7 protein-coding genes, 2 tRNA genes and 2 rRNA genes are annotated in these 11806 nt (G+C 60.9%); 10 read left to right on the top strand and 1 reads right to left on the bottom strand.

All coding sequences use genetic code 11. The features are described 5' to 3' along the window. The first annotated feature begins 12 nt into the window (after positions 1 to 12). From AC1Z32_RS32930 to xylB, 8 genes are all read left to right on the top strand, one after another. Positions 13 to 89, top strand: a tRNA-Ile gene (locus tag AC1Z32_RS32930). A gap of 46 nt (positions 90 to 135) precedes the next feature. Continuing rightward, positions 136 to 211 (top strand) — tRNA-Ala (locus AC1Z32_RS32925). Positions 212 to 499: 288 nt separating this feature from the next. Then, positions 500 to 3386: ribosomal RNA gene (locus tag AC1Z32_RS32920) — 23S ribosomal RNA — on the top strand. A 172-nt stretch (positions 3387 to 3558) separates the two neighbouring features. Continuing rightward, positions 3559 to 3672 (top strand): 5S ribosomal RNA (rrf, locus tag AC1Z32_RS32915). Positions 3673 to 3825: 153 nt separating this feature from the next. Then, positions 3826 to 4494: a hypothetical protein gene (locus AC1Z32_RS32910; protein ID WP_483482996.1), complete on the top strand. Its 669-nt coding sequence runs from the start codon at positions 3826 to 3828 to the stop codon at positions 4492 to 4494. Between the two features lie 30 nt (positions 4495 to 4524). Continuing rightward, positions 4525 to 5565: a LacI family DNA-binding transcriptional regulator gene (locus AC1Z32_RS32905; protein WP_483482995.1), complete on the top strand. Its 1041-nt coding sequence runs from the start codon at positions 4525 to 4527 to the stop codon at positions 5563 to 5565. A 117-nt stretch (positions 5566 to 5682) separates the two neighbouring features. Beyond that, the gene (locus tag AC1Z32_RS32900) at positions 5683 to 7467 is read left to right on the top strand and encodes an IlvD/Edd family dehydratase (protein ID WP_483482994.1); all 1785 of its coding nucleotides are present in this window, start codon (positions 5683 to 5685) and stop codon (positions 7465 to 7467) included. A gap of 10 nt (positions 7468 to 7477) precedes the next feature. Next, a complete protein-coding gene (xylB, locus tag AC1Z32_RS32895; RefSeq protein WP_483482993.1) occupies positions 7478 to 8245 on the top strand; it encodes a D-xylose 1-dehydrogenase in 768 nt (255 codons plus the stop codon). Positions 8246 to 8255: 10 nt separating this feature from the next. Here xylB and AC1Z32_RS32890 read toward each other — a convergent pair whose 3' ends face one another. Next, on the bottom strand, positions 8256 to 8591 hold the full coding sequence (locus AC1Z32_RS32890; protein ID WP_483482992.1) for a hypothetical protein: 336 nt from the start codon (positions 8589 to 8591) through the stop codon (positions 8256 to 8258). Between the two features lie 287 nt (positions 8592 to 8878). On the opposite strand from AC1Z32_RS32890, the gene AC1Z32_RS32885 reads away from it, so the two are divergent. Further along, positions 8879 to 10045 (top strand): MBL fold metallo-hydrolase, encoded by a 1167-nt coding sequence (locus AC1Z32_RS32885; protein ID WP_483482991.1) that lies wholly within the window; start codon positions 8879 to 8881, stop codon positions 10043 to 10045. Positions 10046 to 10135: 90 nt separating this feature from the next. Further along, entirely contained in the window at positions 10136 to 11800 is a 1665-nt protein-coding gene (locus AC1Z32_RS32880; RefSeq protein ID WP_483482990.1) for a methyl-accepting chemotaxis protein, read from the top strand. Positions 11801 to 11806: the final 6 nt, after the last annotated feature.

The following is an 11806-nucleotide window of genomic DNA, read 5'->3' as shown; positions in this document are numbered from 1 at the left end:
AAGACAGGCTAAGGGTCTGTAGCTCAGTCGGTTAGAGCACCGTCTTGATAAGGCGGGGGTCGTTGGTTCGAATCCAACCAGACCCACCACCCGGGGCGTGCTGATGAGAGGCAGAGTCGAAGTCAGGCATACACGGGGGGATTAGCTCAGCTGGGAGAGCACCTGCTTTGCAAGCAGGGGGTCGTCGGTTCGATCCCGTCATCCTCCACCAATCCTCAATGCACAGTGTTCAAATCATTGAATCCTGCGCATTGGCGATTGAAAGCCAGTTGATGCTGTAGGTATAGAAGTGCACCTATCGGCTAAACGTTCTTTAACAATCTGGAAGAAGTAGTAAAGAGAATCGCGAAAGCGCTTAGAGATGGGCGTGATTAACGATTCAGGGTAGTGATTGTATCAAGTATGAAAAGTGATCTTAATGATGACTTGGAATACGGCACAACGCGAATACTCAGCCTATGACGTGGTGAAGACGCGCAAGCAGACACACTCGTTATAGGGTCAAGCGAACAAGTGCATGTGGTGGATGCCTTGGCGATCACAGGCGATGAAGGACGCGGTAGCCTGCGAAAAGTTGTGGGGAGCTGGCAAACGAGCTTTGATCCACAAATGTCCGAATGGGGAAACCCACTCCTAATGGAGTACCCTTGACTGAATACATAGGTCATGTGGAGCGAACGCGGTGAACTGAAACATCTAAGTAACCGCAGGAACAGAAATCAACCGAGATTCCCAAAGTAGTGGCGAGCGAAATGGGAGCAGCCTGTACTCTTTATTTGTATTGTTAGCTGAACGCTCTGGAAAGTGCGGCCATAGCAGGTGATAGCCCTGTAAGCGAAAACAGTATGAAAGAACTAGGGGTACGACAAGTAGGGCGGGACACGTGAAATCCTGTCTGAAGATGGGGGGACCATCCTCCAAGGCTAAATACTCGTGATCGACCGATAGTGAACCAGTACCGTGAGGGAAAGGCGAAAAGAACCCCGGGAGGGGAGTGAAATAGATCCTGAAACCGCATGCATACAAACAGTCGGAGCCTCGTAAGGGGTGACGGCGTACCTTTTGTATAATGGGTCAGCGACTTACGTTCAGTAGCGAGCTTAACTGATTAAGGCAGGCGTAGCGAAAGCGAGTCCGAATAGGGCGATCAGTTGCTGGGCGTAGACCCGAAACCAAGTGATCTATCCATGGCCAGGTTGAAGGTGCGGTAACACGTACTGGAGGACCGAACCCACTAACGTTGAAAAGTTAGGGGATGAGCTGTGGATAGGGGTGAAAGGCTAAACAAACTTGGAAATAGCTGGTTCTCTCCGAAAACTATTTAGGTAGTGCCTCGTGTATCACCTTCGGGGGTAGAGCACTGTCATGGTTGTGGGGTCCATTGCGGATTACTACGCCATAGCAAACTCCGAATACCGAAGAGTGCAATCACGGGAGACAGACATCGGGTGCTAACGTCCGGTGTCAAGAGGGAAACAACCCAGACCGCCAGCTAAGGTCCCAAAGATTGGCTAAGTGGGAAACGAAGTGGGAAGGCTAAAACAGTCAGGAGGTTGGCTTAGAAGCAGCCACCCTTTAAAGAAAGCGTAATAGCTCACTGATCGAGTCGTCCTGCGCGGAAGATGTAACGGGGCTCAAGCCAGTCACCGAAGCTGCGGATGCACGTTGAAAGATACGTGTGTGGTAGGAGAGCGTTCCGTAAGCCTGCGAAGGTGTGTCGAAAGGCATGCTGGAGGTATCGGAAGTGCGAATGCTGACATGAGTAGCGATAAAGGGGGTGAAAAGCCCCCTCGCCGTAAGCCCAAGGTTTCCTACGCAACGTTCATCGGCGTAGGGTGAGTCGGCCCCTAAGGCGAGGCAGAAATGCGTAGCTGATGGGAAGCAGGTCAATATTCCTGCACCATTGTTAGATGCGATGGGGGGACGGATCGCGGAAGGTTGTCCGGGTGTTGGAAGTCCCGGTCGCTGCATTGGAGAAGGTGCTTAGGCAAATCCGGGCACATAATTCAAGGGTGTGGCGCGAGCTTCTTCGGAAGCGAAGCAATTGGAAGTGGTTCCAAGAAAAGCCTCTAAGCTTCAGTCTAACAATGACCGTACCGCAAACCGACACAGGTGGGCGAGATGAGTATTCTAAGGCGCTTGAGAGAACTCGGGAGAAGGAACTCGGCAAATTGGTACCGTAACTTCGGGATAAGGTACGCCCTTGTAGCTTGACTGGCCTGCGCCAGGAGGGTGAAAGGGTTGCAATAAACTGGTGGCTGCGACTGTTTAATAAAAACACAGCACTCTGCAAACACGAAAGTGGACGTATAGGGTGTGACGCCTGCCCGGTGCCGGAAGATTAAATGATGGGGTGCAAGCTCTTGATTGAAGTCCCGGTAAACGGCGGCCGTAACTATAACGGTCCTAAGGTAGCGAAATTCCTTGTCGGGTAAGTTCCGACCTGCACGAATGGCGTAACGATGGCCACACTGTCTCCTCCCGAGACTCAGCGAAGTTGAAGTGTTTGTGATGATGCAATCTCCCCGCGGCTAGACGGAAAGACCCCATGAACCTTTACTGTAGCTTTGCATTGGACTTTGAACCGATCTGTGTAGGATAGGTGGGAGGCTATGAAGCCAGGACGCTAGTCTTGGTGGAGCCGTCCTTGAAATACCACCCTGGTTTGTTTGAGGTTCTAACCTTGGCCCGTGATCCGGGTCGGGGACAGTGCATGGTAGGCAGTTTGACTGGGGCGGTCTCCTCCCAAAGTGTAACGGAGGAGTACGAAGGTACGCTAGGTACGGTCGGAAATCGTGCTGATAGTGCAATGGCATAAGCGTGCTTAACTGCGAGACCGACAAGTCGAGCAGGTGCGAAAGCAGGTCATAGTGATCCGGTGGTTCTGTATGGAAGGGCCATCGCTCAACGGATAAAAGGTACTCTGGGGATAACAGGCTGATACCGCCCAAGAGTTCATATCGACGGCGGTGTTTGGCACCTCGATGTCGGCTCATCTCATCCTGGGGCTGTAGCCGGTCCCAAGGGTATGGCTGTTCGCCATTTAAAGAGGTACGTGAGCTGGGTTTAAAACGTCGTGAGACAGTTTGGTCCCTATCTGCCGTGGGCGTTGGATATTTGAAGGGGGCTGCTCCTAGTACGAGAGGACCGGAGTGGACGAACCTCTGGTGTACCGGTTGTGACGCCAGTCGCATCGCCGGGTAGCTATGTTCGGAAGAGATAACCGCTGAAAGCATCTAAGCGGGAAACTCGCCTTAAGATGAGATATCCCCGGGGCTTCGAGCCCCTTGAAGGGTCGTTCCAGACCAGGACGTTGATAGGTCAGGTGTGTAAGTGCAGTAATGCATTGAGCTAACTGATACTAATTGCCCGTAAGGCTTGATCCTATAACCAGTGTGTTTGCGTCAGTCTCAAGTTAGCGCTTTAGCGCTGACTGGGACAAGTCCCCGTAGGGGAACGCTGGTTGAGTGACGCCTGTGCCCGCAGTCACTGCCCAAACACTTCTACTTCTTCCCAGATTGGCTGTAGCGCGAACCCGCGACACAGCAACAAGTCATGCCTGATGACCATAGCGAGTCGGTACCACCCCTTCCCATCCCGAACAGGACCGTGAAACGACTCCACGCCGATGATAGTGCGGATCACCCGTGTGAAAGTAGGTAATCGTCAGGCTCCTCATGCTGAAAACAAAAACCCCACCCCATAAAGGTGGGGTTTTTGCGTTTGGGGGCGCGCAATCGCAACGCGAGAGTCCGTTCTGACACCGCCCCTTCTCCGACTGTGCGCTTTCTATCGGTAGAATGGCATCGAAAGGTTGTACCCATCATGCCGACCCTTCCCGGAGCGCATATGAGAACGAGCCTGTTGATTGCCGCCGTCAGCGCCGCGTTGCTTGTCGCAGCCTGTGGCAAGAAGAACGATGCAAGCGAGTCACATCTGGGCGACGCGATTTCCGCCGATATGAAAACCGGCCGCGGTCTGCTGTGCCTGAATCGCAGCGGTCGCGGCCCGTATGCGTTCCCATCGGTCTATAGCACTCGGGATCTCAACGAATACTCGGCCGCGCCCCTGCGCGAGCAACTCGCCGCGCTCGAAAAAAGTGGTCTCATCGCCCGCGCGGCGCCGACACCGGCGAACGCCAATGCCAAGCCGAACAGCATCGCATATAGCCTGACGGGCGAAGGGCAGAAGTATGCGGTCGAAACCGCACGTCCCGCCGGCGATCCCAACGCCACGAACGATGCGCGCGCCTGGATGCTCTGCTACGCGCACGTCAAACTGGACAAGGTCGTGAGCTGGACCGAGCCGGATCCCACCGCGCACCGGTCCGACGTCACCTACACCTACAAGCTCGAAAACGTGGCCCCGTGGGCCGACGATCGCGACATCAAGCGCGCCTTTCCCGATGTGACAGCGGCCGACCGCGAAGCCGGCGAGACGAAGTTGCACGTCATTCTGGAGCAGCGCGAGGACGGCTGGGTCCGCGTCGACTGAGACCACCTACCGCACGCCGAACATCGACGCATGCCAACATCCACCTTCGATCCTTCCGCCGGGCCGCCACGCATGTCCGACGTCGCGCGCCTCGCCGGCGTGTCGAAGATGACCGTGTCGCGCGTGCTCGCCGGCCACAGCGTTGCGCTGGCGACGCGCGAGCGCGTACAGAAAGCGATCGACGAACTCGGCTACGTCGCCGATGCTGCCGCGGGCGCGCTGTCGTCGGGCCGCTCCGAGTTCGTGGCGGTGCTGGTGCCGTCGCTCGCGAGTTCCAACTTTTCCGACACGGTGCGCGGTCTTTCCGCTTCGCTGGAGCCACACGGCCTGCAATTGCTGATCGGCGATACGGACTATCACCTCGATCGCGAGGAACGGCTCGTGCGCTCGATGCTCCGTCATCAGCCGCGCTGCATTGCGTTGACGGGTTCACGTCATACGGAAGCCACGCGTACGTTGCTGCGCCGCTCCGGCGTGCCCGTCGTGGAGATGTGGGACTCGCCATCCGATCCGATCGATGCCGCCGTCGGCTTTTCCAACGTCAGCGCCGCGAAGGAGATGGTTCGATATCTCGCGGACAAAGGCTACGAGCGCATCGGCTTCATCGGCGGGGCGAGCGAACTGGACCGTCGCGGCCTGGATCGCCTCAAGGGCTTCCGCGCACAGCTGAAGGCGCTCGGACTCGACGATGAACGCATCATCCGTCTGGGCGACTCCCCGATCACGATGAGCCACGGCGGTCCGGCGATGGCCGCGCTGCTCGAAACGTGGCCCGACACGCAAGCCGTGATGTGCGTGAGCGACATGTCCGCGTTCGGCGCGATAATGGAATGTCACCGGCGCGGCCTCACGGTGCCGGACGACATTGCCGTCGCGGGCTTCGGCAATTTCGAGGTCGCCGCGTGCTGCACGCCATCGATCACGACGGTTTCCGTCGACGCATACGGCATCGGCTTGCGTACCGGCGCGACCTTGCTCGCGGCATTGGAGGCGCGCGAGCAGGGCATCGTCGTGAAGGCGGGCAAACGCGTGCGCGTCGCATATTCCGTAGTGCCGCGCGAAAGCGCCTGAGCCGAAGCACAGCGGCGAATGCGTGCTAACATTGTCCAAAATGTTACCGGTAACGTAATCACAGACAGCGACGTCGGCGGCCACGCCGAACGATCGTGCATCACGGAGAGACATCCCATGCCCCAACAGAATCTCAGGCGACTGCGCAGCCAGGAGTGGTTCGACGATCCCTCGCACGCCGACATGACCGCGCTATATGTCGAGCGTTTCATGAACTACGGCCTCACGCGCGAGGAATTGCAGTCGGGCCGCCCGATCATCGGCATTGCGCAGACGGGCAGCGACCTCGCGCCGTGCAATCGTCATCACATCGAGCTCGCCGCGCGCACTAAGGCGGGCATTCGCGATGCGGGCGGCATCCCGATGGAGTTTCCCGTGCATCCGCTCGCGGAGCAGAGCCGCCGTCCGACCGCCGCGCTCGATCGCAATCTCGCGTATCTCGGCCTCGTTGAAATCCTGCATGGCTTTCCGCTCGATGGCGTCGTGCTCACCACCGGTTGCGACAAGACCACGCCTGCGTGCCTGATGGCGGCGGCCACCGTCGATATGCCCGCGATCGTCCTCTCGGGCGGACCGATGCTCGACGGCTGGCACGAAGGCAAGCGCGTCGGCTCGGGCACGGTGATCTGGCACGCGCGCAATCTGCTCGCAGCGGGCGAGATCGATTACGAAGGCTTCATGCAGCTGACGACGGCATCGTCGCCCTCCATCGGCCATTGCAACACGATGGGCACCGCGCTCTCGATGAACAGCATCGCCGAAGCGCTTGGCATGTCGCTGCCGACATGCGCGAGCATTCCCGCTGCATATCGCGAGCGCGGACAGATGGCGTATGCGACCGGCAAGCGCATCGTCGACATGGTTCGCGAGGATTTGAAGCCGTCGAAAATCATGACGCGCGATGCGTTCATCAATGCGATCGTGGTCGCGTCCGCGCTCGGCGCATCGACCAATTGCCCGCCGCATCTGATCGCGATCGCGCGGCACATGGGCATCGACTTGAGTCTCGATGACTGGCAGCGTTACGGCGAGCAGATTCCGCTCATCGTGAACTGCATGCCGGCGGGTGAATATCTCGGCGAGAGCTTCCATCGTTCGGGCGGAGTGCCCGCGGTCATGAGGCAACTCGACCAGGCGGGACTCATCAGGCGCGATTGTCTGACGGTATCGGGACGCATGATCGGGGACATCGCGGGCGATGCGCCCGCCGCCGACAACGAAGTGATCCGCACGACCGACGATCCGCTGAAGCACGGCGCGGGCTTCATGGTCCTGTCGGGCAATTTCTTCGACAGCGCGATCATGAAGATGTCGGTCGTCGGCGATGCGTTCAGAAAGACGTATCTCAGCGAGCCCGGCGCGGAAAACACGTTCGAAGCGCGCGCGATCGTCTTCGACGGTCCCGAGGATTATCACGCGCGCATCAACGATCCCGCGCTCGAGATCGACGAGCACTGCATTCTCGTGATTCGCGGCTGCGGCACGGTGGGTTATCCGGGCAGCGCGGAAGTGGTGAACATGGCGCCGCCCGCCGAGCTGATCAAGAGCGGCATCGATTCGCTGCCCTGCATGGGCGATGGACGGCAAAGCGGCACGTCCGCGAGCCCGTCGATCCTCAACATGTCGCCGGAAGCGGCGGTCGGCGGCGGTCTCGCGCTCCTGCGCACGAACGACAGGATTCGCGTCGACCTGAACGCGCGCAGCGTCAACGTGCTGCTCGATGAAGCCGAGCTCGAAAGCCGCCGCGCGCAATCCGCATTTGCCGTGCCGGTGGCGCAGACGCCGTGGCAGGAGCTGTATCGTCAGACGGTGGGGCAACTGTCGACGGGCGGATGCCTCGAACCCGCGACGCTGTATCTGAAAGTGATCGAAGAACGCGGCAATCCACGCCATTCACATTGAGCGAGCGGCCATGTCCTACGCCATCTACCCGAGTCTCGCCCACAAGCGCGTCGTCGTGACGGGTGGCGGCAGCGGCATCGGCGCGGCGATCGTCGAGGCCTTCGCGAAGCAGGGCGCGCGCGTGTTTTTCATCGATGTCGCGGATGCCGATTCGCGGCAACTCGAGCAGTCGCTCGCGGGCGAGAAGCATGCGCCGAAGTTCCTGCATTGCGATTTGCGCGATGCGTCCGCCATCGAGAAGGCTTTCGACGGCATCGCGAACGAGGCGGGCTCGATCGACGTGCTCGTCAACAATGCCGCCAGCGACGACCGTCATCAGTGGGACAACGTGAGCCCTGCGTACTGGGACGAGCGCATGGCCGTGAACCTGCGGCATCAGTTCTTCTGTGCGCAGGCCGCGGCGCGGCGCATGCGCGTGCACGGGCAAGGCGCGATCGTGAACATGGGCTCGATTTCATGGCATCTCGCGCTGCCCGACCTCACGCTCTACATGACCGCGAAGGCCGCGATCGAAGGGCTCACGCGTGGACTTGCGCGCGAGCTCGGCGCGCACGGCATCCGCGTGAACACGGTGATTCCCGGCGCCGTGCGCACGCCGCGTCAGATGAAGCTGTGGCAATCGCCCGGCAGCGAGGCGCAGCTCGTTGCGCAGCAATGCCTGCACGAGCGGATCGACCCGGAGCACGTCGCGCGCATGGTGCTGTTCCTCGCGTCCGACGACGCGGCACGCTGCACCGCGCGCGATTACTACGTCGATGCCGGATGGTTCGGCGCGTGACGCATGCGCGTCAGATACGCGCGTCGCGCCGGCGTGTCACCTTCGGCGCTGGCTTGATCGTCGGCATCGTGCCGCTTTCGATATAGTGCTGCACGGCATCCGCGGCTTCGTGATAGTCGCGTTCATCGAGCCAATGCCAGACCGCCGCGAGAAAGAGACCGAGGCTCGCATGCCCGCAATGGGCGATGACCTCGGCGATGCCTTCCGCGAGCGCGTCGTCGCGGCCTTCCGGCCGAAGCGCGCTCGCCACATGCGATGCGGCGCGCGACACCAGCATCGCGTGCATTGTGTGCAATTGCGGATTGAACGTGCTCAGTGCGTTTCTTCTTTGCGTGCTGCCCACCATGACGCCCCCGTCTCTGACTCCGGCGTACTGCGCGCCCGAATGCGAAATCCGCATTGAAAAAGAAGCACGCGCCGCGATTGGTTATTCGAAAGCGCCTTGCTTCGGCGCCGGGGTCGGGTTACGCAAGAAGCGGGCCGGCACCTGGTTTAGCGCGCGCATTCCCTCCTGTCGCCTTGCGGGATGCGGCGCAACGCGCGCCGCACTCATCGGTGCGAAGCGCGGGTGAAGATGAGACCGCATGCATTTCGTACAATCGATTGCCGCGCGTGGCAAACAATCCATCAAACATGCGCTTTTTATCCTCTTTTCCGATCGCCACACTGGCGCGACATCTCCACGTCGCACTATGCGCCGCCGCGCTGCTCGCGGGCTGTGCTTCGGGCGCGCCCGCGCGCGGCGAGGAACCCGCGCCTGCGGCGCAATCGGGACAGCCCGACCCGCTGCATCACGCGAAGCGCACCGCTTCCGGTTATGAAAACAGCGCTGGTCCTCTGCCGCGCCAATCCTTCCTGAAGTGGCGCTGGGAACGCTTCACGCAGGGCTTGCCGAAGCCGCCCGCGAACGGCTATCAATTTCCGATGGCGCATCCCGACATGGCGTGGCTCGAGGCGAACCGCACGGCCGATACGCTCACGTGGATCGGTCACGCGACCGCGCTGGTGCAGATCGACGGGGTGAACATCCTCACCGATCCGATGTTCTCCGAGCGCGCGTCGCCGCTTCCGTTCGCCGGACCGAAACGCAAGATGCCGCCCGGCCTCACGCTCGACGAGCTTCCGCATATCGATATCGTGCTGATCTCGCACAATCACTACGACCATCTCGACAAGCCGAGCGTCGAAGCCCTCAACCGGCAGGCGGGCGGGCCGCCGCGCTTCCTCGTGCCGCTCGGCATCAGGCAGTGGATGAACGAAATCGGTGTGACGAACGTGGAAGAGCTTGACTGGAGCGACGAGACGCACGCCGCGGGGCTCGATATCTGGTTCGTGCCGAGCCAGCACTGGTCCGCGCGCACGCCTTTCGACCGCTCGGAAACGCTGTGGGGCGGCTGGGTCGTTAAGACGCCGGCGGGCGCGGCGCATCCGTACTCGTTCTGGTTCGCGGGCGATACGGGCTATTCGGCGGATTTCCGCGATATCGGCGCGCGCTTCGGCGGCTTCGATCTCGCGCTGATTCCGATCGGCGCTTATGACCCGCGCTGGTTCATGCACGCGCAGCATGTCGATCCCGAGGAAGCGGTGCGAGTCTTTCAGGACGTGCGCGCGAAAAAGGCCGTCGGCATCCATTGGGGCACGTTCGAACTGACCGACGAACCGCTCGACGAGCCGCCGCGCCGCTTAGCCATTGCCGTGCGCAATGCCGGCCTGCCCGCGGACGCGTTCACCGTACTGAAACACGGTGAAATGATTCGGCTCGACACGCCGGATTCAAGCGCGAGCACAATCCGCCGTTAACACGGTCTGGCAGCGCGGCTTTTGCGCACAAGCATTCCTCCTGCAATCGAGGCGCCTCGCGACCGGGGCGGGCTCGCGATTGCGCGCACCATGCGGCAATCGTCTTCAATCACTGATAGGGCTCATCGCGTGAAGCAACTGTCCATCCGGCATCGCATTCTGGCGAGCTTCGGCATCATCCTGACCCTGATGCTGGTCATGGCCGCACTGTCGTACACGTTGCTCGGCGGAATCGACCGGGAAGCAAAAAATCTCGAAGACGATTCGATGGTCGGCTTCGCGCTCTCCAACGATCTGCGCGCGGCGTGGTTCGAGAACTACACGATCACGCAACGCCTCGTCTTTATCGACAACGACGCGGAGCAGACGCGCCGCGACACGCAGCGTCTCAGCGAAACGCGCGCGGCCCTCGACAAGCTGATGGACACCTACGTGCCCACTATCCTCGAAGACGAGGATCGCCGTCTCTTCACCGATTTCAAGCGTCAGCGCGATCTCTATGTTCCGGTCCAGGATCAGGCGCTGCGCGAGCTCGCGACCTCGAAGGACGCCGCCGTCGCGACCTTCAACACGCGCCTCACGCCCGTATGGGAAGCGGGGCAGACCGCGACGCGCGCGCTCGTCGAGCACAACCAGGTCTTCAACGCGAAATCGGTGGAAAGCATTCGCGGCTCGGTGCAGAAGTCGGAAGCGACGCTCATCGTCATCATGCTCGTTGCGATCGCGGCGGCGTCGGTGCTCGGCTTCATGCTGATGAAGGCGCTGACCGTGCCGATGCTGCGCATGGTCGATGTCGTCGACAAGATGCGCACCGGCGACTTCACGCAGCGGCTCGCGCTCGCGCGCCGCGACGAATTCGGCGCGCTCGAAGCGGGCTTCAACCGCATGACGGACGAACTCACGGGGCTCGTCAGCCAGGCGCAGAAGTCGGCGGTGCAGGTGACGACATCGGTGTCGGAGATTGCCGCGACCGCGCGCGAGCAGCAGGCCACCGCGAGCGAAACCGCCGCGACGACCACCGAAATCGGCGCGACATCCCGTGAGATTTTCGCGACCGCGCGCGATCTCGTGCGCACGATGAACGAAGTCTCGGGCGTGGCGGAGCAATCGGCGGCGCTCGCGGGCACGGGTCAGGCGGGCCTCACGCGCATGGAGGAAACCATGCGCCTCGTCATGGAAGCGGCGGGTTCGGTGAACGGCAAGCTCGCGATCCTGAACGAGAAGGCGGGCAACATCAACCAGGTCGTCGCGACCATCACGAAAGTCGCGGATCAAACCAATCTGCTTTCGCTGAATGCGGCGATCGAAGCGGAGAAGGCCGGCGAATACGGGCGCGGCTTCGCGGTCGTGGCGACCGAGATTCGCCGTCTCGCGGATCAGACCGCCGTCGCCACGTTCGACATCGAGCAGATGGTGAAGGAGATTCAATCGGCCGTCGCCGCGGGCGTGATGGGCATGGACAAGTTCTCCGAGGAAGTGCGCCGCGGCATGCTCGACGTGCAGCAGGTCGGCGGCCAGCTTTCGCAGATCATCCATCAGGTGCAGACGCTCGCGCCGCGCGTCTCGATGATCAACGAAGGCATGCAGACTCAGGCCACCGGCGCGGATCAGATTTCGCAGGCGCTTTCGCAACTCTCGGAGGCCGCGCAGCAGACGGCCGAGTCGCTGCGCCAGTCGACGCAGGCGATCGACGACCTCACGCATGTCGCGAACGGTCTGCGCACGGGCGTGTCGCGCTTCAAGGTGGCTGCTTAAGGCGCG

It is taken from the genome of Caballeronia sp. 11_S32 (assembly GCF_056930355.1).
Note: the sequence above shows the minus strand (reverse complement) of the source record. Positions and strands in the feature narration are given on the sequence as shown.